Source organism: Sphingobium jiangsuense, from assembly GCF_014196495.1.
GTDB classification, from domain to species: domain Bacteria; phylum Pseudomonadota; class Alphaproteobacteria; order Sphingomonadales; family Sphingomonadaceae; genus Sphingobium; species Sphingobium jiangsuense.
This window is the reverse complement of sequence record NZ_JACIDT010000006.1, coordinates 230,872-255,810: the sequence shown is the minus strand read 5'-3', so window position 1 is coordinate 255,810 and position 24,939 is coordinate 230,872. Positions and strand designations below refer to the sequence as shown.

25 protein-coding genes are annotated in these 24,939 nt (G+C 66.8%); 9 read left to right on the top strand and 16 right to left on the bottom strand.

The window, feature by feature from the left end; genetic code table 11:
- Positions 1 to 358 precede the first annotated feature (358 nt).
- Entirely contained in the window at positions 359 to 694 is a 336-nt protein-coding gene (locus GGR43_RS10790; protein WP_343054478.1) for a PilZ domain-containing protein, read from the top strand.
- 90 nt (positions 695 to 784) lie between these two features.
- On the opposite strand, the gene GGR43_RS10785 is transcribed toward GGR43_RS10790, so the two are convergent.
- Together GGR43_RS10785 and GGR43_RS10780 are read right to left on the bottom strand one after the other, a co-directional pair.
- Positions 785 to 952 (bottom strand): hypothetical protein, encoded by a 168-nt coding sequence (locus GGR43_RS10785; RefSeq protein WP_188071943.1) that lies wholly within the window; start codon positions 950 to 952, stop codon positions 785 to 787.
- A gap of 137 nt (positions 953 to 1,089) precedes the next feature.
- Positions 1,090 to 2,889 carry an ABC transporter transmembrane domain-containing protein gene (locus GGR43_RS10780; RefSeq protein WP_425502189.1) on the bottom strand — a complete coding sequence of 600 codons (1,800 nt, stop codon included), beginning with the start codon at positions 2,887 to 2,889 and terminating at the stop codon, positions 1,090 to 1,092.
- Between the two features lie 159 nt (positions 2,890 to 3,048).
- Between GGR43_RS10780 and GGR43_RS10775 the strand changes: the two genes are divergently transcribed.
- Both GGR43_RS10775 and GGR43_RS10770 read left to right on the top strand, forming a co-directional pair.
- On the top strand, positions 3,049 to 4,272 hold the full coding sequence (locus tag GGR43_RS10775) for a polyhydroxyalkanoate depolymerase (protein ID WP_188071941.1): 1,224 nt from the start codon (positions 3,049 to 3,051) through the stop codon (positions 4,270 to 4,272).
- Positions 4,273 to 4,316: 44 nt separating this feature from the next.
- Positions 4,317 to 5,306 (top strand): dipeptide epimerase, encoded by a 990-nt coding sequence (locus GGR43_RS10770; RefSeq protein ID WP_188071940.1) that lies wholly within the window; start codon positions 4,317 to 4,319, stop codon positions 5,304 to 5,306.
- Between the two features lie 31 nt (positions 5,307 to 5,337).
- On the opposite strand, the gene GGR43_RS10765 is transcribed toward GGR43_RS10770, so the two are convergent.
- The 9 genes from GGR43_RS10765 to GGR43_RS10725 all read right to left on the bottom strand — a co-directional run bounded on the left by GGR43_RS10765 (position 5,338) and on the right by GGR43_RS10725 (position 13,132).
- On the bottom strand, positions 5,338 to 6,510 hold the full coding sequence (locus tag GGR43_RS10765) for a mechanosensitive ion channel family protein (RefSeq protein WP_188071939.1): 1,173 nt from the start codon (positions 6,508 to 6,510) through the stop codon (positions 5,338 to 5,340).
- A gap of 68 nt (positions 6,511 to 6,578) precedes the next feature.
- Positions 6,579 to 7,832 (bottom strand): MFS transporter, encoded by a 1,254-nt coding sequence (locus tag GGR43_RS10760; protein ID WP_188071979.1) that lies wholly within the window; start codon positions 7,830 to 7,832, stop codon positions 6,579 to 6,581.
- 68 nt (positions 7,833 to 7,900) lie between these two features.
- Positions 7,901 to 8,725, bottom strand: a complete 825-nt coding sequence (locus GGR43_RS10755) for a TrmH family RNA methyltransferase (protein ID WP_188071938.1) — start codon at positions 8,723 to 8,725, stop codon at positions 7,901 to 7,903.
- 22 nt (positions 8,726 to 8,747) lie between these two features.
- Positions 8,748 to 9,020, bottom strand: coding sequence for an HPr family phosphocarrier protein (locus GGR43_RS10750; RefSeq protein ID WP_188071937.1), 273 nt, complete (start codon positions 9,018 to 9,020; stop codon positions 8,748 to 8,750).
- Positions 9,017 to 9,421 carry a PTS sugar transporter subunit IIA gene (locus tag GGR43_RS10745; RefSeq protein ID WP_188071936.1) on the bottom strand — a complete coding sequence of 135 codons (405 nt, stop codon included), beginning with the start codon at positions 9,419 to 9,421 and terminating at the stop codon, positions 9,017 to 9,019. The genes GGR43_RS10750 and GGR43_RS10745 overlap by 4 nt, the downstream gene beginning before the upstream one ends.
- Positions 9,421 to 10,371 carry an RNase adapter RapZ gene (gene rapZ / locus GGR43_RS10740; RefSeq protein WP_188071935.1) on the bottom strand — a complete coding sequence of 317 codons (951 nt, stop codon included), beginning with the start codon at positions 10,369 to 10,371 and terminating at the stop codon, positions 9,421 to 9,423. The genes GGR43_RS10745 and rapZ overlap by 1 nt, the downstream gene beginning before the upstream one ends.
- Positions 10,368 to 10,862 carry an HPr kinase/phosphorylase gene (locus GGR43_RS10735; RefSeq protein WP_188071934.1) on the bottom strand — a complete coding sequence of 165 codons (495 nt, stop codon included), beginning with the start codon at positions 10,860 to 10,862 and terminating at the stop codon, positions 10,368 to 10,370. Before GGR43_RS10735 ends, rapZ begins: the two co-directional genes overlap by 4 nt.
- Complete coding sequence (locus tag GGR43_RS10730; protein ID WP_188071933.1) at positions 10,859 to 12,415, bottom strand: sensor histidine kinase; 1,557 nt, start codon at positions 12,413 to 12,415, stop codon at positions 10,859 to 10,861. Before GGR43_RS10730 ends, GGR43_RS10735 begins: the two co-directional genes overlap by 4 nt.
- A 3-nt stretch (positions 12,416 to 12,418) precedes the next feature.
- Complete coding sequence (locus tag GGR43_RS10725; RefSeq protein ID WP_188071932.1) at positions 12,419 to 13,132, bottom strand: response regulator transcription factor; 714 nt, start codon at positions 13,130 to 13,132, stop codon at positions 12,419 to 12,421.
- A gap of 311 nt (positions 13,133 to 13,443) precedes the next feature.
- Between GGR43_RS10725 and GGR43_RS10720 the strand changes: the two genes are divergently transcribed.
- The gene (locus GGR43_RS10720) at positions 13,444 to 15,051 is read left to right on the top strand and encodes a phosphoenolpyruvate carboxykinase (RefSeq protein WP_188071931.1); all 1,608 of its coding nucleotides are present in this window, start codon (positions 13,444 to 13,446) and stop codon (positions 15,049 to 15,051) included.
- A gap of 186 nt (positions 15,052 to 15,237) precedes the next feature.
- Positions 15,238 to 15,546 (top strand): hypothetical protein, encoded by a 309-nt coding sequence (locus GGR43_RS10715; RefSeq protein ID WP_188071930.1) that lies wholly within the window; start codon positions 15,238 to 15,240, stop codon positions 15,544 to 15,546.
- 262 nt (positions 15,547 to 15,808) lie between these two features.
- On the opposite strand, the gene GGR43_RS10710 is transcribed toward GGR43_RS10715, so the two are convergent.
- Both GGR43_RS10710 and GGR43_RS10705 read right to left on the bottom strand, forming a co-directional pair.
- Positions 15,809 to 16,249 carry an NfeD family protein gene (locus GGR43_RS10710; protein ID WP_188071929.1) on the bottom strand — a complete coding sequence of 147 codons (441 nt, stop codon included), beginning with the start codon at positions 16,247 to 16,249 and terminating at the stop codon, positions 15,809 to 15,811.
- A 5-nt stretch (positions 16,250 to 16,254) separates the two neighbouring features.
- A complete protein-coding gene (locus tag GGR43_RS10705) occupies positions 16,255 to 17,232 on the bottom strand; it encodes an SPFH domain-containing protein (protein WP_188071928.1) in 978 nt (325 codons plus the stop codon).
- 104 nt (positions 17,233 to 17,336) lie between these two features.
- On the opposite strand from GGR43_RS10705, the gene GGR43_RS10700 reads away from it, so the two are divergent.
- The 4 genes from GGR43_RS10700 to GGR43_RS10685 all read left to right on the top strand — a co-directional run bounded on the left by GGR43_RS10700 (position 17,337) and on the right by GGR43_RS10685 (position 21,529).
- A complete protein-coding gene (locus tag GGR43_RS10700; protein WP_188071927.1) occupies positions 17,337 to 18,158 on the top strand; it encodes an HpcH/HpaI aldolase/citrate lyase family protein in 822 nt (273 codons plus the stop codon).
- 94 nt (positions 18,159 to 18,252) lie between these two features.
- Positions 18,253 to 19,710, top strand: coding sequence for an IMP dehydrogenase (gene guaB / locus GGR43_RS10695; protein WP_188071926.1), 1,458 nt, complete (start codon positions 18,253 to 18,255; stop codon positions 19,708 to 19,710).
- A gap of 18 nt (positions 19,711 to 19,728) precedes the next feature.
- On the top strand, positions 19,729 to 20,910 hold the full coding sequence (locus GGR43_RS10690; protein ID WP_188071925.1) for an RsmB/NOP family class I SAM-dependent RNA methyltransferase: 1,182 nt from the start codon (positions 19,729 to 19,731) through the stop codon (positions 20,908 to 20,910).
- Between the two features lie 103 nt (positions 20,911 to 21,013).
- Entirely contained in the window at positions 21,014 to 21,529 is a 516-nt protein-coding gene (locus GGR43_RS10685; protein WP_188071924.1) for a tetratricopeptide repeat protein, read from the top strand.
- Positions 21,530 to 21,647: 118 nt separating this feature from the next.
- Here GGR43_RS10685 and rsmA read toward each other — a convergent pair whose 3' ends face one another.
- Genes rsmA through GGR43_RS10670 form a run of 3 tightly spaced genes read right to left on the bottom strand, consistent with a single transcriptional unit; the run spans position 21,648 to position 24,850 of the window.
- Complete coding sequence (gene rsmA / locus GGR43_RS10680; RefSeq protein WP_223177396.1) at positions 21,648 to 22,499, bottom strand: 16S rRNA (adenine(1518)-N(6)/adenine(1519)-N(6))-dimethyltransferase RsmA; 852 nt, start codon at positions 22,497 to 22,499, stop codon at positions 21,648 to 21,650.
- Complete coding sequence (gene pdxA, locus GGR43_RS10675; protein ID WP_188071923.1) at positions 22,492 to 23,562, bottom strand: 4-hydroxythreonine-4-phosphate dehydrogenase PdxA; 1,071 nt, start codon at positions 23,560 to 23,562, stop codon at positions 22,492 to 22,494. Before pdxA ends, rsmA begins: the two co-directional genes overlap by 8 nt.
- On the bottom strand, positions 23,540 to 24,850 hold the full coding sequence (locus GGR43_RS10670) for a peptidylprolyl isomerase (RefSeq protein ID WP_246343521.1): 1,311 nt from the start codon (positions 24,848 to 24,850) through the stop codon (positions 23,540 to 23,542). The genes pdxA and GGR43_RS10670 overlap by 23 nt, the downstream gene beginning before the upstream one ends.
- Positions 24,851 to 24,939: the final 89 nt, after the last annotated feature.

The window sequence follows — 24,939 nt, the reverse complement described above, 5'->3', positions numbered from 1 at the left end:
GCCCCCTTTCTGTCGCCTCTACATCGCTCATGTCCACGCTCTTCCCGACAGAAGCGACAGGACGGAACAGCGACGATCGCAATGGCCTAATGCCCGCTTCCGTCGCCTTCTTGCTGTCCTCCATCGCCATCTCATGCTCTCTCGTCGAGGGCAGCGGTACGAGACGAAGACGCGCGGGGCAGCGAAAGAAGGAGGCCGCGACATGCCGCGCCTCCTCTCCGGCCGCCGCTGGCGCGGGGCCACTCGTCTCATCCCGGTTGTCCTGGGGCTTCACCTTGTTTTCCCTCGATTTTCGTGCCGCTGCCCTCAAACAACCGGACCGATTTTAACCAATTGGTCGGAATAAGCATTTATCCTGATGGCCGTGATTACAGGCAATTGGAGCATGTCCTTCGCTGACAAAGAGCCGGAACCGAAAGCCCTTCGACCAAGGGACGTTCGACGTGCGGCCATGCTCGACGTCAAGCTGCGCCGGGCGGGGGAGGGGTGGTTCTCCAGCCGGATCGTCAATCTGTCCCGCGAAGGTTTTTGCATCGACAGTTTCGTGACGCTGGAACCCGGTTCGCCGATCTGGATCATGTTTCCCGGTTTCGAGGGCCGCCGCGCCACCGTGATGTGGGTGAAGGGCCATCAGGTCGGCTGCCGCTTCGACGCCCCGCTCTATGAGGCAGTGCTCGATCATATATTGCGATGATCCCCTGCGGGACAGGCGGGCACGCTCGCCATCGCGCGCGGCAAATGCCCCGGTCGGTCGGGAACGGCGAGGAAGGGCCGGCGACTTCCTTCAGCCCTGCTCCGCCATCGCGAACATGCCGGTTTCGTGCGCACCGTCGAGGCGGTCTCGATCGCGCAGCAGATGATATCGGGAGTTGCCCTCGCCCTCGAAACCCGACGCCATGTCGGCGCTATGCTCCGGTACACGGCCCGGCGATGTTGCCGTTCCGATCCACATGCAGACCATCGCCCAGTGCGGTGCCCCTGCTTCCTAGCGAAGCGGACCAATCCCTGTGCGCGCCGGTTTCAAAGTGAGGCGTCGGAAAACAGGCTTGCCGCTCATCCCGCCCCCTAACCACGCAGGGGCACCTACGTTCAGGTCACCATGCCCTCCGGGTCATGCCCCACGAGCCGCGCATACAACCCTCCGCCCTGCATCAGCCGGTCGTGGGTCCCTTGCTCCACGATCGTGCCGCGATCCATCACGACGATGCGGTCGGCGGAGCGGATGGTCGACAGGCGATGCGCGATCACGATGGTCGTGCGCCCCTGCATCAGCCGGTCCAGCGCCTGCTGGACGAGATGTTCCGACTGGGTGTCGAGCGCCGAGGTCGCCTCGTCCAGAAGCAATATCGGCGCATCGCGCAGCAGCGCGCGGGCGATGGCGAGCCTCTGCCGCTGCCCGCCGGAAAGCCGGGCGCCGTTCTCGCCCAAAAAGCTGTCCAGCCCTTCCGGCAGCGCGCGCAGGAACTCTTCCGCATTGGCGGCGCGCGCGGCGGCCCAGATCTCCTCGTCGCTCGCCGACCAGCGGCCGTAGCGCAGATTGTCGCGCGCGGAAGCGGCGAAGATCACGGTTTCCTGCGGCACCAGCGCCATCAGCTCGCGCGCCTGCGCCGGATCGGTATCGGTCAGGGCGACGCCGTTGAGGCGGATCACCCCGCCCTGCGGGTCGTAGAAGCGCAGGATGAGTTGCAGCACCGTGCTCTTGCCCGCGCCGGACGGGCCGACCAGCGCCAGCCGCTCGCCCGGCTCGATGTCGAGTGAGAAGTCGTGCAGCGCGGCCATGTCCGGGCGGCTGGGATAGCGGAATTCGACATGCTCGAAGCTGATGCGCACGCCCTCGCCACCATCGGGGATGGGCTGCGTGCCCGCTTTGGCGGCGATCGAGGGCTGCGCGCGCAGCAGCTCTTCCAGCCTGCTCGCCGCGCCTGCCCCGCGCAGCAGGTCGCCCCAGCTTTCCGACAGCGCGCCGAAGGCCCCCGCGACCAGCCCGCCGGTCAGCACGAAGGCCGCGATCGCGCCGCCCGTCATTCGCCCGGCCGCGACGTCGATCGCACCCATCCACATGACCAGCGTGATCGAGCCGAAGATCAGGAAGATCGCCGTCGCCGTCATCACCGCGCGCAGCGAGATGCGCCGCAGCGCGGTCGCGAAGCCGGCGGCGACGGTGGTGGAAAACCGCTCCGCCTCGCGCGGTTCCTGCCCGAAGGCCTGCACCACGCGCATCGCGCTCAGCACCTCGTCGGTGTTGCTGCCGATATCGGCCAGCCGGTCCTGGCTGAGGCGCGACAGCTTGCGCACCCGGCGCCCCAGCACCAGTATCGGCAGCAGGATCAGCGGAATGCCGAGCAACAATATCGCGGTCAGCTTGGGCGCGATGGTGAAGAGGTAGATGATGCCGCCCACGCCCGTCACCAGATTGCGAAGCGCGACGGAGATGGTGGAGCCGACCACCTGGTCGATGATCGCGGTATCGGCGGTCATCCGCGCGGCGATTTCCGACGGGCGGTTTTCCTCGAAATAGCTGGGCGACTGACGCAGCAGATTGGCCTGCACCGCGATGCGCAGATCGGCGACGACGCGCTCCCCCAGCCACGACACGAAATAGAAGCGCGCGGCGCTGGCGATGGCCAGCACGACCACGATCAGCATCAGATATTCGAACCAGTGGCCGATATCGGCGGCATCGCCGCTGCCCGAAAACCCCCGGTCGATCACCAGCTTGAACCCGGCGGGAATGGCCAGCGTCGCCGCCGAGGCGATCAGCAGCGACAGCCCGGCCAGCGCCAGCCTTCCCGGATAGCGGGCCGCCAGCGTACCGATGCTCTTCAGGCTGGAAAGAGGCGCCCTGTGGGCCGCTGCTTCGGGGGATGAGGAAGGCGATGAGGAGGGCATGGGCACGCGCTTAGCAGGGGACATGCCCGGCCTCAATCATGTTCGGCAAAAAGCGGCGAGGTAAAACAAGGTAAAAGGAGCTTTTCGCAGCGCAATAGGAATATGCTAAGCGGTAGCCGACTATGATATAAGTCGAGTCGGTCGCAAGGATATTCGCTGATGTTGTACAATGCCTATGAGCTTCATCGCAGCTGGCTGGCGGGGGCCAGCGCCATTGCCAATGTCGGCGCGGAATTGCTGACCAACCCGGCCAATCCGCTGTCCTATTTCGGCGGCGGGCCGATCCTCGCTTCGGCGCTGGAGGTGTTCGCCCATGCGGCGGCGCCGCGCGGCAAGCCGCATTTCGGGCTGGACTCGACCGTCATCGACGGCCGCGAGGTGCCGGTCGTCGAACGGATAGAGGCGCGCAACACCTTCGGCCAGCTGCGCCATTTCGTGCGGGAGGGCGCGCCGGAGGGCCAGCCCCGGCTGCTGATCGTCGCGCCGATGTCCGGCCATTTCGCGACGCTGCTGCGCGGCACGGTGGAGCGGATGCTGCCCGGCCATGACGTCTGGATCACGGACTGGCGCGATGCCCGCAATGCGCCGCTGAGCGAAGGCAGCTTCGACCTCGACGACTATATCGATTATCTGATCGAATGGCTCGCCCATATCGGCTCCGGCGCGCATATGCTGGCCGTGTGCCAGCCCTCGGTGCCCAGCTACGCCGCCGCCTGCATCATGTCGGACCGCAACGACCCGAACCGGCCCCGCACGCTCACCATGATGGGCGGGCCGATCGACACGCGCGAGGCGCCGACCGTCGTCAACCAGCTCGCCACCGAGCGGCCGATCAGCTGGTTCGAGCAGAATGTTATCGCGACCGTGCCCTATCCCTATGCCGGGGTCGGGCGGCGGGTCTATCCCGGCTTCATGCAGCTGGCGGGTTTCATGTCGATGAACCTCGGCAACCACATGGTCAGCCATTGGGAGATGTTCAAGCATCTGGTCGACGGCGACGAGGAAAGCGCCGAGGCGACCAAGCGCTTCTACGACGAATATCGCTCCGTCTGCGACATGACGGCGGAATTCTACCTCCAGACCGTGCGCGAGGTGTTCCAGCTCCACAGCCTGCCCAAAGGCGAATTCACCCATCGCGGCAAGCGGGTGGATCCCGGCGCGATCAAGGATATCGCGCTGCTGGCGATCGAGGGGGAGCGGGACGATATTTCCGGCCTCGGCCAGACGAAGGCCGCACTCGCGATCGCGACCAGCCTGCCCGATGAGCTGAAGCAATATTATATGGCGCCGGGCGTGGGCCATTACGGCATCTTCAACGGCAATCGCTGGCGCACGAAGATCGCCCCGGTGATGGAGCGTTGGATCGCCGATCATAACGGCTGAGCCGGGCCACTCGCGGTAACTTCCTTCTTTTCAGGCACGCAGCGATGGCTCATCTGGTTTCGGTCGAAGTGGAGCGTTGGCCGGTCGCCGGCTCCTTCACCATCAGCCGGGGCGCGAAGACCTTCGTCGACGTGGTGCTGTGCACGGTCGGGGAGGGGGCGCTGCGGGGCCGGGGCGAGGCGACCGCCATCTATTATCATGGCGAAACCGCCGAAGGCTGCGCGCAGGCGATCGCGGCCTATTGCAAGGGGCTGCGCGGCCGCCCGCTGACCCGGCAGACCGTCCATCGGGACATGCCGCGCGGCGCGGCGCGCAATGCGCTCGACTGCGCGCTCTGGGATCTGGAGGCGAAGCGGGAAGGCGCGCCGGTCTGGCGTCTGGCCGGGCTGGAGGAGCCACGCCCGCTGGTGACGGCCTTCACCATCAGCGTCGACAACCCCGCCCGGATGGAGGAGGATGCGCGCAAGGCCGTCCGTCGCGGCTTCTCCCTCCTCAAGTGCAAGCTGACAGGCGAGGGCGACGCGGACCGCATCGCCGCCGTGCGACAGGGCGCGCCCGACGCTCGGCTGATTGTCGATGCGAATGAAAGCTGGGCGGGGATGGACCTGATCGCCGAGACGGAGAGGCTGGCGGCTCTCGGCGTCGAGATGATCGAGCAGCCCATCCGCCATGGCGAGGAAGGCGGCCTTGCCGGGCTTTCCCCCGCGCTGCCCTTCTGCGCAGACGAAAGCTGTCAGGACAGCGCCGACCTGCCGCGCCTTGCCGATTTCCCGGCGATTAACATCAAGCTGGACAAGGCGGGCGGGCTGACGGAAGCGCTGGCGCTCGCGGAACTGGCGCAGGGGCAGGGCAAGCGGCTGATGCTGGGCTGCATGCTCTCGACCTCGCTCGGCATCGCGCCCGCCTTCCTGCTCGCCGGGCAAGCCGAATGGGTCGACCTCGACGGCGCGCTGTTGCTGGAGCGGGATCGCGAAGGCGGGCTGACGCTCGACCGGGGGCGGCTCGTCCCCGGCACGCTTTGGGGAGGCGGCTGACGCCTTGTGGGGATGCAACTGGGCGGCGGGCTCAGACGCCTTTGCCTTCGGCCTCCGGGCAGGGGAAGGGGTAGATCATCCTGCCGTCCGGTGCAGCGGTGAAGCTGGTCTGGGTCGGATAGGCGAATTCCAGCCCTTCGGCGATGAACCGCTTCAATATCGCGATGCCGACCTTGTGGCGCAGCGCGATCGCCGCATCGGCATCATGGCCGTTGGCGATGAAGAACACGTCGAAATCGAGGCTGCTGGGGCCGAAGCCGCGAAAACCGGCGCGCTGGAATTCCGCCCCGCAGCCCTCAACGGCTTCCCGCAATATTTCGGGGATACGCTCGGCCTTTTCCGGCGGCGTCTGGTAGATGACGCCGATCGGCATCGCATAGCGGCGGCGCGAAATGTCGCGATAATTGGTGATTTCCTTCTGGAGCAGATTGGCGTTCGAAATCACCTTCGCCTCGCCGTCGACCGAGCGCAGGCGCGTGCTCTTGAGGCCGATATGCTCGACCGTCGCGGTCGTCTGGTCGTACTGGATCGTGTCGCCCTGCCGGAACGGGCGGTCGAAGATGATCGAGAGCGCGGCGAACAGGTCGGAGAAGATGCCCTGCGCGGCAAGGCCGATGGCGATGCCGCCGATGCCGAGGCCCGCGACCAGCCCCGTCACGTTGACGCCCAGATTGTCCAGCATCATGATCGCGGCGATCGCGAACAGCGCGAACGTTACCAGCACGCGGATCAGGCCCATCGCGTTGACCAGCGCCTCGCTCCGGTCGCCCTCGTGGCTCGCCCGGCGCTCGATCAGGCCGAGGATGAACTCGCGCGCCCACAAGGCGCCCTGCCAGACGGTGGCGACGGTGAACAGGAAGGTGATCGTCTTGAACACCAGCGCCGGCGGGTCGGCATAGCCGACGACCAGACGGGCCGCCACCATCGTCATGAAGAAATGGGTGGTGCGCGCCGCCGTGCGTCCGATCAGCGTGGTGAAATCGATCGGCGCGCCGCCCCGCGCGCGCAGCCGCGCGAGGCTGCGCTTGACGAGGGTGAGGACCAGATAGATCGCGCATCCGGCGGCCACCGCGATCGCGATCTGCACCCCGTTGGACACGATCCAGTCCATCGCGCTGTCGGCAAGGCCCTTCAGCTCATGGGGCTGGATGGGAAGATCCTCGGCGGGGGCTTGCGCCTGGTTGGCGGGCTGAGTGGCGGGCATTGCGGCTCCCGTTGGCTTGTGGCGTTCGCGCGGGGACGTATCGCGGAACGGTTCCTTCGATCAATGCTTCAGCGCCTGTGCCCGTTCCCCGACACCATCAGCGCGACGAGGCTGATCGCCGCGGCGGCGGACATATAGAGGCCCGCCGTCCCGACGCCGTAGAGGCTGACCAGCGACTGCGCGACGATGGGGGCGAGCGCGCCACCCAATATGCCCCCGACATTGAACGAGAAGGACACGCCCGAATAGCGCAGCCGGGTCGGGAACAGCGAGGGCAGCCACGCGCCCAGCGGGCCGTAGACGAAGCCCATGATGAACAGGCCGATGGCCAGCGCGGTGTAGATCGGCAGATATTGGCCCGTGCCCAGCATCGGCCCGAATACCACGCCCATCGGCACGGTGGCGAGGCAGCCCGCGACCAGCACCAGCCGGGGCGTGCGCACGTCAGACCACCAGCCCGCGAGGATGATGCCCAGCGCCATGAACAGGATCGCGCCCAGCTGGAGCAGCAGGAAGCCCTCGCGCTCCATCTTCAGGTTGACGGTGCCATAACCAAGCGCAAAGGCGGTGGTGATGTAGAAGATCGCATAGCAGGCAACGGTCGCGAAGGTGCCCGCGATGGTCGGGGTGAAATGATCCCGCAGCACCTCGACCAGCGGCAGGCGCGAGGTTTCCTCATGTGCGATCATCTCCGAAAACTCGCTCGTTTCGGTAAGCTTCAGGCGGATCCACAGGCCCAGGATCACCAGCACGGCGCTGGCGAGGAAGGGCAGGCGCCAGCCCCATGCCATGAATTCCTGCTCGGAAAGCACCGCGCCCAATATCAGGAACAGGCCGTTGGCGAGGATGAAGCCGACCGGCGCGCCCAGTTGCGGGAACATGCCGAAGCGCGCGCGCCAGCCCGGCGGCGCGTTCTCCACCGCCAGCAGCGCCGCGCCGCCCCATTCGCCGCCCAGGCCGAAGCCCTGCCCGAAGCGCATCAGGCACAGCAGCAGCGGCGCCCACCAGCCGATCGTCCCGTAGGTCGGCAGGAAGGCGATGGCGAGCGTCGAGCCGCCCATCAGCATCAGCGAGGCAACGAGCGTGGACTTGCGCCCGATCCGGTCGCCATAATGGCCGAAGATCGCCGCCCCCAGCGGACGCGCGAAGAAGGCGACGGCAAAGCTCGCATAGGCCGCGATCAGCTGCACCGAGGGGGAGGAGGCCGGGAAGAAGAGCGGACCGAACACCAGCGAGGCGGCGGTCGCATAGATGTAGAAATCGTAGAATTCGACCGACGTGCCGACCAGACTGGCGGTCAGCACCCGCCGGTTCCGCCACATCACCTGCAAGCCGCCGGGCGCTGCCCCGGTTCCGGCCCCGGCTTCGGCCGATATCGATGCCGCCTCGTTCATCCCTGTCCCCCTGCCGGATCGCCCCGGCGAAACTGATTGCGTATCTCATAGGCCATCACCGCCGTCGCCACGGCCGCGTTCAGGCTGTCCGCCTTGCCCAGCATCGGTATCTTGACGAGCAGGTCGCAGGCCTCCTCATAATCGGCGGGCAGGCCCTGCGCCTCGTTGCCGACCAGCAGGAAGGCGGGCGCGGCATAGGCGGGCTGCTGATAATCCTTGTCGGTCTTGAGGCTGGTGCCGATCAGCTGGCCGGGCCCGGACCGCAGCCAGCCGATGAACTCGCCCCAGCGGCACTGGACGATCTTCTGGGTGAAGAGCGCGCCCATGCTCGCACGCACCGCCTCCACCGAAAAGGGATCGACGCACTCGTCGACGAGGATCAGCCCGCCCGCGCCCACCGCATCACCCGTCCGCAGGATGGTGCCGAGATTGCCCGGATCGCGCAGCGACTGGGCGACGATCCACAGGTCGGCGGCGGAGCGGTCGAGATCGGCGAGCGGCGTCGTGCGGTCGGGATAGACGCCCACCAGCGTCTGGGGATTGTCCTTGCCCGATATCTTGGAAAGGATGTCCGCCGTGGTGGCGACGACCTCTCCCCCCGCCGCGTCCACCGCGTCGATCAGCTCGATCGCGAGCGGGTGCAGCTGGGCGTCGGTCGCGTGGAAGAGGATGTCCGGGATCACGCCTTCCTCGCGCGCCTCGGTCAGGATGCGCAGCCCCTCGGCCAGGAACAGCCGTTCCCGCTTGCGATGCTTCTTGTCGCGCAGCGAGCGGATCCTCTTGACGAGGGGGTTGGAAAAGCCGGTGATGTCGCGCCGCACGCTGTTTGTACTTTCGACTGCTTCAGTCTTCGCCGAACTTGTCCTGCACCAGCGCGACGAGCTGGTCCAGCGCCTCCGCGTGGCCGTTGCCCCGCGCGGCGATCGTGATGCTGTCGCCCATGGCGGCGCCCAGCATCATCAGGCCCATGATCGATGTGCCGGTGACTTCGGTGCCGTCCTTGGAGACGGTGATGTGGGCGTCGAACCCGCTGGCGAGGGTGACGAACTTGGCGCTGGCGCGGGCATGCAGGCCCCGTCTGTTCTGGATCAGGACTTGCTTGCTGCCTTCGCTCACCGATTACTCCCCAACAGTTCCGACGCGACGCTGATATATTTCTGCCCCGCCTCGCGCGCGGCTGCAACCGCTTCGACGATATTCATCGATTTGCGGGCGCTTTCCAGCCGGATCAACATGGGCAGGTTGACCCCGGCGATCACCTCCGTCTCGCCCGCCTTCAGCAGCGAGATGGCGAGGTTGGACGGAGTACCGCCGAACAGGTCGGTCAGCAGGATGACGCCCGCGCCATCATTGACCCGCGCGACCGCCGCGGCGATGTCCGCCCGGCGCAATTCCATGTCGTCGTCCGGGCCGATGCAGATCGTCTCGATCGCCTTTTGCGGCCCGACGACATGCTCCATGGCGACCCGAAATTCGGTGGCCAGTTGCCCATGAGTGACCAAGACCAGACCTATCATTATGATATTACGTCCCGATTTTCCTGCGGTTGCACCCCGCTGTCTTTTTCCAGACCATTATGCGGCGTTGATTCCATGTTGCGGTGCAGGACCGTGGGCGAAAAACCTGCCTGACGCAAGTATCTGGCGACGCGTTCGGCAACATGGACGGAGCGGTGACGCCCGCCGGTGCAGCCGAAAGCGATCGTCACATAGGATTTGCCCTGCGCCTGATAACGCGGCAGCAGCGTGGAGAGCAGCGTTTCGATCTGCGCCAGCGACTCTTCATAAGCCGGATCCTCCGCGATATAGGCGGCGACATCGGCCTCCTGTCCCGTTTTGGGACGCAGCAACGGGTCCCAGTGCGGATTGCGCAGATAGCGCATGTCGAACACCAGGTCGGCGTTGCGGGGCATGCCGCGCGAATAGCCGAAGGACAGGATGGTCAGCACCGTGCGCCCTTCGAGATCGCGGCCGTAGCGCTCGCGAATGGCGCGTTGCAGGTCGTTGCTGGTCATCGCGGTGGTGTCGATCACCTGCCCGGCCCAGCGGCGCAGCGGCTCGGTCAGTTCCCGTTCGCGCGCGATGCCGTCGGCGGCGGGGCGATCCTGCGCCAGCGGGTGGCGGCGGCGGGTTTCGTCATAGCGCCGCTCCAGCTCCGCCCCGGCGCAATCGAGATAGAGCGTCTCGATATCCCAATTCTCGCGTTCTTTCAGATATTTGATGCGCTGCACTATCGCTGCCGCGTTGAAACCGCGCGTGCGGGCGTCGATGCCGATGGCGAGCGGGCGGTCGCGGTCCTGCCCGTCCTGCGTCGCCAGCGGCGTGTCCATCAGCCGGTCGAGCAGCGACAGCGGCAGATTGTCCACCACCTCCCAGCCAAGGTCTTCCAGTGTCTTGAGCGCCGTGGTCTTGCCTCCGCCCGACATGCCGGAAACAAGCAATACGGTCTTCGCCTTATGCCCGATCATCTTTCATTCTCTTTATCCACGATGATACCCGTTCCCGCGCCACGCCTCAAAGCATATTCCAGCTTCACGGGCGCACTCGCCTCGAAGCCGTTGAGCCGGATGAGGGGAATGGCGCAGCCGCCGAGCGGGAAGAAGGAAGGGTCGAGCGGCAGGCGCTCTATCGGCGGCTGCGGATCATTGCCGGTCAGCGCCACCGCGAGGGCGACCGGCACGTCGCCGCGCCAGGGCTGCTCGACAATGCCGATGCCGCGTATCTCCATGCGCCCGGCGATGGTGGCCGGGGGGCTGGCGAGGATCTGCCCCGTGGCTTCGTCCCGCCGCCAGTGCGTATAATCGTCGCTCACCAGCATCGCGCCCCGGTCGATCAGGCGCAGCGCGAGGTCGGATTTTCCGGACCCGCTCGGCCCCATCAGCAGGACGGCGCGTTCCCCCATGGCGACGCAGCTGGCATGCAGGGGATTGCTGCCGCTCTCTGGGTCGGGCTCGCTCATTCCGAGCCGATTCCGGGGTCGCCGAGATGGGCGAGCGGCAGATAGACGTCGAACCGCGCGCCGCGCAGCGCATCCTCGCGGTCGGCGATGGTGATCCGGCCCTGATGGCCCTCGACGATGCTGCGGGCGATGGCGAGACCGAGGCCGCTATGCTTGCCGAAGCCGTCGCCTTCGGGCCGCACGCTGTGGAAGCGGCGGAACACCGTCTCCCGCTCGTGCGGCGGCACGCCGGGGCCTTCATCCTCGACGCTGACCAGCACCTCGTCATTGGCGACGGTGGCGGTGATCTGGACGAGGCCGCCCGCGGGCGAGAAGGAAATGGCGTTGTCGAGCAGATTGTCGATCACCAGCGCGAGCCGCGCTTCCTCGCCCATCACCACCGCGACGTCCTTGCGCGGGCGGGCGAAGGCCAGCCGCACCTCATTGTCGATGCCGCGCGCCTCCCGGCTCTCGATCATCGCCTCGATCATCTGGCCGAGGTCGACCGGTTCGAACCGGGTGCGGGAAAGCTGGGCGTCGATGCGCGAGGCTTCGGCGATGTCGGTGACGAGCCGGTCGAGGCGCCGCACATCGTCGCGCGCGATGGAAAGCAGCTGCGCGCGCAGCTCCGGCTGCTCCACGCTGTCCAGCCCGTCGAGCGCGGACCGCAGCGAGGCGATCGGATTCTTCAGCTCATGGCTCACATCGGCGGCGAAGGCGTCGGTCGCATCGATGCGGTGGCGCAGCGCCTCGGTCATGTCGGAGACGGAGCGCGCCAGCGCGCCGATCTCGTCCCGCCGGTCGGGCAGGCGGGGCACCGTCACCTGCCGCGCGCGGCCCAGCCTAACCCGCGCGGCGGCCCTGGCGAGACGGCGCAGCGGCAGCACGATGGTCCGCGCGAGGAACAGCGACAGACCCACCGTCGCCGCCACCGCGATCGCCAGCACGATCCCCAGCCGCAGCCGCTCCGCGCGCACGTCGCGGGTTATGTCGCGGGCATTGGTGATGCCCAATATGGACGCGCCGTCCTTCAGCCGGATGGCCGTGGTGATCATCGGCGTGCGGTCCGGCGCATAATGGGCGCTGGCATGGCCCCGCCCGCTGGCCGCCGCCGCCCTGATCTCCTCCCAGGACCCGGCGGTGTCGCGCGCGGGCTCCTCGAACGGGGGCAAGGGCTCCGCGCCGACGATCGCGTCGACGGTCTGGTCGAGGAAGCGCGCGACATGTCGCTTGAGCGGCTCTTCCGCCGGGTCGATCAGCGTATAGGTGACGCCGCCGTCGATCGCGCTGTCGAATTGCAGCTTGCCGTCGGCGCCATAAAGGCGGATCCGCTCATCGCTGCGGCGCGCCAACTCGCGCATCACATCGTTGCGGTGGGTGCCGGAAATGAAGGGCAAGAGGTCGCGCACCATCTCCATCCGCCGGGCGGACTGGAACAGCCGCTCATCGATGACGCGGGTGCGATAGCTGTCGATATAGAAGAAGCCGCCCGCCAGCAGCGCCAGCGCGATGAAGTTCACCGCGAGTATGCGCCATGTCAAGCTGAAACGGCCAAGCCAGGGTCGGGACGGCACCGGCTATTCCTCCGAAAACCGGTATCCGGCGCCGTACAGCGTGTCTATCGCGTTGAATTCGCCATCGACCTCCCGGAATTTGCGGCGCAAGCGCTTGATATGGCTGTCGATCGTGCGGTCGTCGACATAGACGTCGTCCTGATAGGCCGCATCCATCAGCTGGTTGCGGTTCTTCACCACGCCGGGGCGATGGGCCAGCGCCTCCAATATCAGGAACTCGGTGACGGTCAGCGTCACCGGCTTGCCGTCCCATTTCACCATATGGCGCGCCGGGTCCATCTCCAGCCGGCCGCGCACCAGTATCTCCGGCGCGGGCTCGTCGGCGGTTCGCTCGGTCCGGTTGATGTCGCTGCGGCGGAGAATCGCCTTGATGCGCGCGATCAGCAGCCGCTGGGAAAAGGGCTTGGCGATATAATCGTCCGCCCCCATCGCCAGCCCCAGCGCCTCGTCCAGCTCGTCGGTCTTGGAGGTGAGGAAGATGAACGGCATCGACGATTTCTCGCGCAGGCGGCGGAGCAGTTCTATCCCGTCGAGACGCGGCATCTTGATGTCGCACACCGCGATGTCGGCGGGGTTTTCGGAAAGGGCCTTCAGCGCGGCCTCAGGGTCGGAATAGAGGCGCGTGACGAAGCCTTCGGCCTGCAACGCGATCGACAGCGAGGCCAGAATATTGCGATCGTCGTCGATCAGGGCAACGGTGGGGGCGCTTTCGGTCATGAAACTAAGGGCCGGTTTTTCCTGCGGTTGCGGTATTTGGTTCGGACCTATCCCAAACTGTCCCACACCGCAACGTTCGCCGCGCGGGACGGGCGTTCGGCGACTCCGGGTTTGACGCCGCCCCGCCTTTGCGCTTATGGCCGGAAACGGATGGCGATGGTGCCGCTGGGTGTCGTTTGCGCGACAGGGATTCCCGTTCCTGACGCAACGCCCCCTTTTTTCCCGCCCCGATACCGGGTGAAGGGAAGCGGAAAAATCGCCGGCCAGCCGCCCTTCGGGGCATCTGCAATCAGTTTCTAAGGAGAGCGCGCGTGCAGGCGTATTCCTCACATTCCCTGGCCGATCAGGGCATTGTTACCGAGGCTAAACAATTTTGGAACCTGGGCACCGCCCCGCTGGTGGAAGCCGCCGTCAGGAACGGCGAGGGCCTGCTGGCCAAGGACGGCCCCTTCGTGGTCGAGACGGGCAAGCACACCGGCCGCTCGGCGTCAGACAAATTCTTTGTCAAGGATGCCGAGACCGAGGACAGCATCTGGTGGGGCAAGACCAACGTCGCGATGACCCCGGAGCAGTTCGCCGCGCTCAAGGCCGATTTCTTCGCCGCGCTGAAGGACAAGGACCAGCTCTACATCGCCGACCTGTTCGGCGGGTCGCAGCCCGAATATCGCGTCAATGTGCGCGTCATCAACGAACTGGCCTGGCATAACCTCTTCATCCGCACGCTGCTGGTCCGCCCCGAAGCGTCGGATCTGGCCGGGTTCGTGCCGGAATATACCATCATCGACCTCCCCAGCTTCCGCGCCGATCCGGCCCGCCACGGCTGCCGCAGCGAAACCGTGATCGCGGTCAACTTCACCGAAAAGCTGATCCTGATCGGCGGCACCGCCTATGCGGGCGAGATGAAGAAGTCGGTCTTCGGCATCCTCAACTATCTGCTGCCGACCAAGGGCGTGATGCCGATGCACTGCTCGGCCAATATCGGCCCCAAGGGCGATACGGCGGTGTTCTTCGGCCTTTCCGGCACCGGCAAGACCACGCTGTCGGCCGACGCCAGCCGCACGCTGATCGGCGATGACGAGCATGGCTGGTCCGACACCGCCGTGTTCAACTTCGAGGGTGGCTGCTACGCGAAGATGATCCGCCTGTCGGCCGAGGCCGAGCCGGAGATTTTCGCCACCACCAAGCGCTTCGGCACGGTGCTGGAAAATGTCGTGATCGATCCCGAAACCCGCGAGATCGACCTCGACGACGACCGGCTCGCCGAAAACAGCCGCGGGTCCTATCCGATCGATTTCATCCCCAATGCGAGCAAGGATAATCTGGGGCCGGTGCCGCAGAATATCATCTTCCTCACCGCCGACGCCTATGGCGTGCTGCCGCCGATCGCGCGGCTGACCCCGGAACAGGCGATGTATCACTTCCTGTCCGGCTATACCGCGCGCGTCGCCGGAACCGAGATCGGCGTCACCGAGCCGTCGGCGACCTTCTCGACCTGCTTCGGCGCGCCCTTCATGCCGCGCCATCCCAGCGTCTACGGCAATCTGCTGAAGGAACGGATCAACAAGGGCGGCGTCACCTGCTGGCTGGTCAACACCGGCTGGACCGGGGGCAAATACGGCGTGGGCAGCCGCATGCCGATCAAGGTCACGCGCGCGCTGCTCAACGCCGCGCTCGACGGCAGCCTGAACGAGGCGGAATTCCGCACCGACCCGACCTTCGGCTTCGAGGTGCCGGTGGCGGTGCCGGGCGTGGACGGCCAGATCCTCGATCCGCGCGCGACCTGGTCCGACAAGGCCGCCTATGACGAAACCGCCGCGAAGCTGGCCCAGCAATTCGTCGAGAATTTCTCGCAATTCGCCGACCATGTGGACGCCTCGGTGCTCGATTCCGCGCCCAAGGTGGCGGAAGCGGCCGAATAAGCGCATTCCCTTCAAGGGGACGAAAGGACGCGGGGCGCAGGCGCGCTTCGCGTCCTTTTCCTTTGCGACAGCGCCATTTGCCGGAATTTACATCGCCCACCGTTTCGGTCGTCGCGCGGGCCAGGGGAAAGTGCTAGCATCCTCCCTCATGCCCTGCCTATCGGGGCATCAAGGAGATAAAGAGCGATGTTCGACAAGATTTTGGGCAATCTCGATCTCGGCAGCCTTCTGGGCAATATCGGCAATGTCGATGAAATCGCGGCGAAATTCGGCATACCTGCCGATCAGGTGCAGAATATCCTGCAATCCCTGTCCGGCAAGATGGGCGAGGGCGGCGACCAGATGTCGGCCCTGTTCGAAGCGGCGCAGGAACATGGCCTTCCGGTCGAGAAGCTGAAGGAAGTCTTTCAGAATTTCGGGCAGGGCGAAGGCGACAGCTCGATCAGCGATCTGGCCAATCTGTTCGGCAAGAGCCTGCTGGGCGGCAAGGAATAACAGCGCGCCCTTTACGGGTTGCACGGAAAACCAAGGCGCCGCTTCTTCGGAAGGCGGCGCCTTTTTGGTGATTATTCCTCTTCGCAAATGCCGTTGCAGATGGGGGTTGAGCGGAGATGGGCGTCACCCCAGCGTAGGCTGGGTCTTAGGCCATGTCGCGCGCCGCCTCCTGAGATGCCAGCCTGCGCTGGCATGACGCGATAGGGAGGGCAAGAAATGGCGCAGGCCACACAAGCCGCCCGACCCCCCCCCCGACCCCCGATCAGGCCGGCTCCACCAGCAATATCGCCCCCTGCGCGCCGGTGATGCGCACGGCGACGCCCGCCTGCGTATCGGCTCCACTGCAATCCCATATGCTGTCGCCGACGCGCACCCGGCCCCGGCCGTGGGTGATCGGTTCCGCGACGATCACCACCTCGCCGATCATCCGGGCGATGCGGTCGTTGAGCAGCGGGTCCTGCGATTCGACCGGATGCTCGACATACCAGCGGCGGCCGACCCACACGCTGCCGAGGCACAGCGCGGCGAAGATCACGAATTGCAGCGCCAGCGGCAGGCCCGTCAGCATCGCGATGCCGCCGGTGATCGCCGCGGCGAGCGCGATCCAGATCAGGAACACGCCCGGCGTCACTATCTCCCCTATGCCCAGCAGCACGGCGAGGCCCAGCCACCACCACGGGTTCTGAATCAGATGCTCCACCATCGCCGTCACCCTTCAAACGGCCCGCGCCGCGTTGCGGGGGAGCGCGCCGGCGGCGGGGGCGGGGCATCCTTCGCCGCTCCGCCCAGCGCGTCGCGCGCCAGCTCGCCGATGCCGCCCAGCGTGCCGATCAGCTGCGTCGCCTCCACCGGGAACAGGATCGTCTTGGCATTGGGAGAGGTAGCGAATTTCTCCACCGCCTCGACATATTTCTGCGCGACGAAATAGTTGATCGCCTGCGCATTGCCGCTCGCGATCGCCTCGGACACCATCTGCGTCGCCTTGGCTTCCGCCTCCGCCTCGCGCTCGCGCGCCTCGGCATCGCGGAAGGCGGCTTCGCGGCGGCCTTCCGCCTCCAGGATGCGCGCGGCCTTCTCGCCCTCGGCGCGCAGGATTTCCGCGCTCTTGAGGCCCTCGGCCTCAAGGATATTGGCGCGCTTCTCCCGCTCCGCCTTCATCTGCCGTGCCATGGCGTTGACGATATCGGCGGGCGGGCGGATGTCCTTGATCTCGACGCGGGTGATCTTGATGCCCCAGCTGTTGGTGGCATGATCGACCACCGACAGCAGCCGCGCGTTGATCTCGTCGCGCTTGGACAGCGTCTCGTCGAGGTCCATCGAGCCCATCACCGTGCGCAGGTTGGTCGTGGCGAGCTGCATGATGGCGACATACAGCTCCGACACCTCATAGGCGGCCTTGGCCGCGTCGAGCACCTGGAAGAACACCACGCCGTCCACCGCGACCATCGCATTGTCCTTGGTGATGATCTCCTGCCCCGGAATATCGACCACCTGTTCCATCATGTTGATCTTGCGGCCCACGGCGTAGAAAAAGGCGGGGTAGAAGTTGAGGCCGGGTTTCGCGACTTCGGTGAAGCGGCCGAACCGCTCTATCGTATATTGATAGCCCTGCCGGACGATCTTGATGCTGGCCGCCAGATAGATCAGCACCAATATCACCAGCAGCAACGCGACTGTCACACCCATATTTTCAGACCCCTCATCCAGAATTTGCTTTCACTATGACGACAAATGGGGGAGGGGGAAAGGCGATTCAGGCCGTTTTCCGGTGCAGCCAAAAAGGTTTTCCGATGCAGCTTTGCCACGCCCGTTCCCTGCTGTTCCTGCCCGCATCCAACGGCCGGGCGATAGAGAAGGCGCGGGGCCTGCCGTGCGACATGGTGATCCTCGATCTGGAGGATTCGGTCGCCGACGACCGGAAGGAAGAGGCGCGCGCGGCGCTGCCCGAAGCCTTTGCGACAGGGTTCGGCGAGCGGATCGGCGCGGTGCGGGTCAATGCGGCGGGCAGCCCGCATCATGGCGCGGATATCGCGGCGCTCGCCGGCGTCGCGCTCGATTTCGTGGTGCTGCCCAAGGTGGAGCGGCCGGAGGAAGCCGCGCAGGTCCATGCGACGACGGGCAAGCCGGTGATCGCGATGATCGAATCGCCGCTCGGCGTGGCGGCGGCGCAGGCGATCGCCGCCGTCGAAGGCGTGGCAGGGCTGTTCATGGGCAATAACGACCTGCGCCACGCGCTGCGCATTCCGCTGGACGCCGACCGGTCCGGCCTGATGCTGGCGATGCAGGCGGTGATCCTCGCCGCGCGGCTGGCGGACAAGGCGGTGTTCGACGGCGTCTACAACCGGATGGACGACAGGGAAGGTTTCGCCGCCGAATGCCGGGCGGGCCGCGCCATCGGCTTCGACGGCAAGACGCTGATCCACCCCGGCCAGATCGCCGACGCCAATGCGATATTCGGGCCGGGCGAGCAGGAACTGGCCGACGCCCGCGCGCTGATCGCCGCCTTCCATGGCGGGGCGGAACGGCATGGCGGCGCGATGATCGAGGAGATGCATGTGGCGCAGGCCAGGGCGCTGCTCGCCCGCGCCGGAGAGGCGGCCGGGGATGAGTGAAATTTCTGCTGCGGCGCACTAGCCGGGACGGGCCTAAATGGTTACATGGGCGGCCACGATTCCAGATTCCCCCTAGCTGAAAGTGGCCCGCCCCATGGATATCCGCCTCGGTCTTACCTTCGATGATGTGCTGTTGCAGCCCGCCGAATCCGAGGTGCTGCCCAGCCAGGCCGATACCCATACGCAGGTGACGAAGGAAATCCGGCTCAATATCCCGATTCTCTCCTCCGCCATGGATACGGTGACGGAGGCCGACATGGCGATCGTCATGGCCCAGCTCGGCGGCCTCGGCGTGCTCCACCGCAATCTGACCGTCGAGGAACAGGCCGACGCGGTGCGCGCGGTGAAGCGGTTCGAGAGCGGCATGGTCGTCAACCCCATCACCATCCGCCCGGACGCCACGCTGGCCGATGCGCAGGCGCTGATGGACCGGCACCGGATCAGCGGCATTCCGGTGGTCGAGGCTTCGGGCAAGCTGGCGGGCATCCTCACCCATCGCGACGTGCGTTTCGCGGAAAATGCCGACCAGCCGGTCAGCGAGCTGATGACGCGGGACAATCTGGCCACGGTCAAGGCGGGCGTAGGGCAGGAAGAGGCGATGCGCCTGCTGCACCAGCGGCGGATCGAGAAGCTGCTGGTGGTGGACGATGCCTATCATTGCGTCGGCCTCATCACGGTGAAGGATATCGAGAAGGCCGTCACCTACCCGCAGGCGACCAAGGACGGCGCCGGGCGCCTGCGCGTCGCGGCGGCATCGACCGTCGGCGACAAGGGGCTGGAGCGCACCCGCGCGCTGATCGACGCGGAATGCGACCTCATCGTCATCGACACCGCCCATGGCCACAGCAAGATGGTGGCCGAGGCCGTGGCGGCGGTGAAGAAGCTGTCCAACACGGTGCAGGTCGTCGCGGGCAATGTCGCGACGGCCGAAGCCACGCGCGCGCTGATCGACGCGGGCGCGGACGGCGTGAAGGTCGGCATCGGCCCCGGCTCCATCTGCACCACCCGCGTCGTCGCGGGCGTCGGCGTGCCGCAGCTGACCGCGGTGATGGACGCGGCGGAGGAGGCGGCGAAATCCGGCATTCCGGTGATCGCGGACGGCGGCCTGCGCACCAGCGGCGATGTCGCCAAGGCGCTGGCGGCGGGCGCGGGCGCGGTGATGATCGGCTCGCTGCTCGCGGGCACGGAAGAGGCGCCGGGCGAGACCTTCCTCTATCAGGGCCGCGCCTATAAGAGCTATCGTGGCATGGGCAGCGTCGGCGCGATGGCGCGCGGCTCGGCCGACCGCTATTTCCAGCAGGACATCAAGGACCAGATGAAGCTGGTGCCCGAAGGCATTGAGGGGCAGGTGCCCTATAAGGGGCCCGCGCGGGACGTGATCCACCAGCTCGTCGGCGGCGTGAAGGCGGCGATGGGCTATACCGGCAGCCACACGCTCGCCGACCTCAAGGAACGCGCCCGCTTCGTGCGGATCACCAATGCGGGGCTTTCGGAAAGCCATGTGCATGACGTCACCATCACGCGGGAAGCGCCCAATTACCCCACGCGCTGATCCGCCGGAGCAACGGGCATGACGCCCGCGGCCCGCGTTCAGGCGGCGATCGACCTGCTCGACGAGATCATTGCGGCCGCGCGTGACGGCGGCGCGGCGGCCGATACGCTGATCGCGCGCTATTTCAAGGCGCGGCGCTATGCCGGGTCGAAGGACAGGCGCGCGGTGCGCGACCTGCTCTATCGGGCGATACGCCGCTGCGGCGACCGGCCCGCGAGCGGCCGCGCGGCGATGCTGGGGCTGGCGGCGGACGACCCGGCGCTGGCAGCGCTGTTCGACGGCTCGCCCCACGGCCCGGCGCCGATCGGCGCGGAGGAGGAGAGGGCGCCCGCCTCGCTGCTTCCCGGCTGGATCGCGCCCCATCTGCCCGCCTGCATCGACGCGGACGAGCAGGCCGCGCTGTTGGGCCGCGCGCCGCTCGACCTGCGCGTCAACCGGCTGAAGGCTGACGCCGCCCAGATGCGGAGCGCCTTTCCCGATGCGGAGACTTTCCCCGCCATCCCCGACGCGCTGCGCCTGCCCGAAGGCGGCGCGGTCGAGCGGTCGCCCGCCTGGCGCGACGGGCTGGTCGAGATACAGGATATCGGCAGCCAGATCATCGCGATGGCGAGCGGCGCGCGGCCCGGCATGACGGTGATCGACCTGTGCGCGGGCGCGGGCGGCAAGACGCTGGCGCTCGCCGCGATGATGGAGGGGCGAGGCCGCCTGATCGCGGCGGACATCAACCGCGACCGGCTGGCCCGCCTGCCCGAACGGGCGGCGCGGGCGGGCGCAGGGTTCGTCGAGCCGCTGCTGCTGGATGCGGGGCGCGAGGCCGAGGCGCTCGCCCCTCTGCACGGCGCGGCCGACGCGGTGCTGGTCGATGCGCCCTGTTCCGGCACCGGCACCTGGCGGCGCAACCCGGAGGCCCGCTGGCGCCTGACGCCGCAGCGCCTTACCCGCATCTGCCGCGATCAGGCGCATATCCTCGATTTCGCGGCAGCACTGGTGAAGCCGGGCGGGCGGCTGGCCTATGCGGTCTGCTCCATCGCCGACGATGAGGGCCGCGCGCAGATCGACACCTTCCTCCAGCGCCATTCGGGCTGGACCGTCGAGCGCCCGCCGCTGCCCCTCGGACGGGAACATGGTTACGGACGCTTGCTAACGCCCGCGCATGATGGCACGGATGGATTCTTCATCGCCACGCTGCTGCGGTCATGACAGGAAACAGCATGAACAGGCGCCAGACATGACCCCCGGACAAGGATCCGGGGAAGGGAATGTGGACGGCTCCGGCACGATGCGCGATATTGTGGAGATGGTTATGCGATTCACCCCTGCGACGATTGCCCTGGCCGCCGTTCTGACCATGGTGTCGAGCGTCGGCATCAGCCAGCGGCCGGACAGCCAGATCAACCCCCTGTCGGTGCAGTGGGTGGAGAAGGGCAATGCCGCGCGCGCGGCAGGCAATCTGCAAGCGGCCAACGACGCCTATGAAACGGCGCTGGCGGTCGATCCGCGCAATCGCGGCGCGTTCATCGCGCTGGGCGACGTGGCGCGGCAGCAGCAGCTTCAGGGCAAGGCGGTGCGCTATTACAAGGGCGCGCTGGCGCTCGACCCGGCGGACATGACCGCGCTGTCCGGCACGGTCACCGCGCTGGTGGAGCGCGGCGCGCTAGCCAATGCGCGCGAAACCCTGTCCCGCATGAAGACACTGTGCCGCACCGACTGCGGAGAGGTCGCCAAGCTCGGCACGCTGATCGAGAACAAGGCGATCGCCCAGGCCCAGACGGCGCCGCCCGCGATCCCGGACGGCAAGGAAACGGCGCAACAGCCCTGAGGTGAGGCGGCCTTATTCCGTCATGCCAGCGCAGGCTGGCATCTCAGGAAACGGTGCGCAACATGGCCTACGACCCCAGCCTGCGCTGGGGTGACGAGTTGGAGGGGGGTGCACCGCCTCACCCCCGGCTGAGCAACCGCGCCAGCGCCACATAATCGCTTACCGGCACGGTTTCCGCCCGCCGCTGCGGGTCGATGCCCAGTTCCTCCAGCGCCTCCAGCGCGCCGGGCACGCCCTTGAGGCTCTGGCGCAGCATCTTGCGGCGCTGGCCGAAGGCGGCGGCGGTGAGCCGTTCCAGCACCGGCAGGCGCACGCCCTCCGGTTCCTCCGCCGGGACGATGTGCACCACCGCCGACATCACCTTGGGCGGCGGGGTGAAGGCGCTGCGGTGCACCTTCATCGCGATTCGCGCCTCGGCCCGCCATTGGGCGAGCACGGCGAGGCGGCCATAATGGCTCGTGCCGACAGGCGCGACGATGCGCTCGGCGACTTCCTGCTGGAACATCAGCGTCAGCGACGCCCACCATGGCTTCCACCGCGCGGAAAGCCAGCCGACCAGCAACGGCGTGCCGACATTATAGGGCAGGTTGGCGAGGATGTGGACGCCCTCGCCGGTCAGCGCGGGCGGGTCCACCTTCATCGCGTCGCCCTCGATGACGGTGAGCTGATCGGGAAAGGCCGCCGCCAATTCCTCCAGCGCGGGGATGCAGCGGGCGTCGCGCTCCACCGCCGTCACCTTCGCCCCGGCGCGCAGCGCCGCGCGGGTCAGGCCGCCGGGGCCGGGACCGACCTCGAACACACGCTCGCCCGCCAAGGGGCCCGGAATGGCGGCGATCCGCGCCAGAAGCTGCTCATCCAGCAGGAAATTCTGCCCCAGCGCCTTGCTTGCGGCGAGGCCGTGGCGGGCGATGACCTCTCTCAGCGGCGGCAGCGAAGGGGCGGGGCGCGGTTCCGTCCCGCCTTCAGTCAAGGGCCGTCTCCGTCGCGGAATCCGGCGCGATGCTGCGATAATAGGCGGCGCGCTCGGCCATGCGGATCGCGGCGATCATCGCGCCGGGGCTGGCGATGTTCTTGCCCGCTATGCCGAAGGCGGTGCCATGGTCGGGCGAGGTGCGCACGATCGGCAGGCCCAGCGTCATGTTGACGCCATCGTCGAAATGCAACGTCTTGATCGGGATCAGCGCCTGATCGTGATACATGCACAGCGCCGCGTCATAATTGCGCCGTGCCGGGGTGTGGAACATCGCGTCGGGCGAATGCGGGCCGGTGATGTCCAGCCCGTCCGCGCGCAGCGCCTCGATCGCCGGGGCGATGATGTCGATCTCCTCCCGGCCCAGATTGCCGCTTTCCCCGGCATGGGGGTTGAGGCCGGCGACCGCGATGCGGGGTTGCTCTATGCCGAAATTGCGGGTCAGCCCCTTGGCCGTCACCAGCGCGCGCGTGCGGATGAGGTCGATGGAAAGCGCGTCCGGCACGTCCCTGATCGGGATGTGGATGGTGACCGGCACCACGCGCAGCGTCGGCCCGGCCAGCATCATCACCGCATTGTTGCGCGCGATGCCGCAGCGCTCGGCGATGAACTCCGTCTGCCCCGGATGGGTGAAGCCGATGGAATAGAGCTGCGTCTTGCCGACCGGCGCCGTCACCAGCCCGCCCGCCGCGCCGCTCTTCGCCAGGCCGATGCCGATTTCCAGCGCATGCAGCGCGCATTGCGCGCCGTCCACATTGGGTTCGCCGGGCGTGATCTCGCCGCCCATGTCCAGTTGCAGGCAGGGCAGGGCGGTGGAGAAATGGGTCCGCGCCTCGTCCGGCGTCGCGATGGTCGCGATCGGGCCATCCCATATCCGTTCGATCGCCCGCCGCTCGCCGATCACGAAAAAGGGCGACAATCCCTGCGCTTCGCGAACGGACCATGCCTTCGCGACGACTTCCGGCCCGATGCCGGCGGGATCACCCATGGAAATGGCGAATGGCGGGATGGCGTTCCTTTCCGGGGTCAGGGTCATCGTCTCAATTATAGTCGATAACCGCATCGCGCCTGAGGTCGCGCAGATAGATGCGGGCGCGCTTGTTCACGCGATCGTCCTCCAGCTGCGCCATGATCTGGTCGAAGGAAGGCTGGCTGGCGTCCTGCGGATCGTCGCGGCCGCACAGCACGAGCGAGCGCACGCCGCTGTCGACCGATCCGAAGGGCGGCGTCGCCTGGCCGACCTGAAGGTTGAGCATCAGTTCCTGCAACGGCGCGGGCAGGTCGCGCACGCGCACATTGTCGTTGTCGATCACCTCGGCGTTGAGCTGCTTGGCCAGATCGGCCACGCTGCCGCACCCCTGCAGCTTCTGCAGCTGCTCGGTGAAGGATTTGGCCCGCGCATTGGCCTGCGCCGGGCTGGTGCCGGCCGGGAAGGCGACCGAAATCTGCTTGAGGCTGAGGATCGCGTCGCGCGGGTCGGCGGTCAGCACCTTGCGCTTGTCCATCAGGTAGAGGACCGAGAAGCCGCCCGGAATGGCGATCGGCCCGACGATCTGGCCGACGTCGATCTCGGTCAGCGCCTGTCCCAGCGCATCGGGCAGCTGGCCGGGCCGCACCCAGCCCAGATCGCCGCCCACCGCCGCGGTCGAGGCTTCGGAAAACTGCCGGGCATAGGCCTGGAAGGAACCGCCCTGCCGGATCTGCTCGATGATGTTGCGCGCATTCTCGAAAATCTGTTGCGCGTTTTCCGGCGTGGAGGAGAGATAGATCTCGCCGACGCGATATTCTTCCGATCCCTTGAGCGCCTTCATCCGGTCGATGACCGACTGCACCTCTTCCTCGCTGACGTTGACGAAGGGCTGGACATTGCGGCGGAGCAGGCGGCTCCACGCCATTTCGCCTTCCATCTGCCGCTTGATGCTGGCGGCCGAGCTGCCCTTGGACTGGAGATATTGGGTGAACTGCTCCGGCGTCTGCTTGAAGTTGGCGGCGATGCGGGCGAAGCTGTCGTCCAGTTCCGCCTTGCTGATGGTGATGTCGTTGGCCTTGGCTTCCTGAATCTGGAGCGTCTCGTCGATCAGGTTGCGCAGCACCTGCACGCGCAGCCGGTCCATTTCCTCGGCCGGGATATTGTCGCCATTGGCCAGCACGATCAGCGCGAGCCGCTGCTCGATATCGGTCTGGGTGATGATCTTGCCGTTCACCACCGCCGTGGGCTTGTGGAGATGGGGGTCGCGCTTGTCGAAGATCGTCAGATCGTCGGGGAGCTTCAGCGAATCGGCCGATCCCTGCGCCAGCGCCGGGGCCGCATGCCCAAGGGGAAGAGCCGCCGCGATGACGCACAAGGTCATGGAGGCGATGGTTTTCCGCGATCTACCGCAGATTGTCCGCATGGCCATTGAGGAAACTACTCTCCGAATGAATTCATGTTGAACGCCGA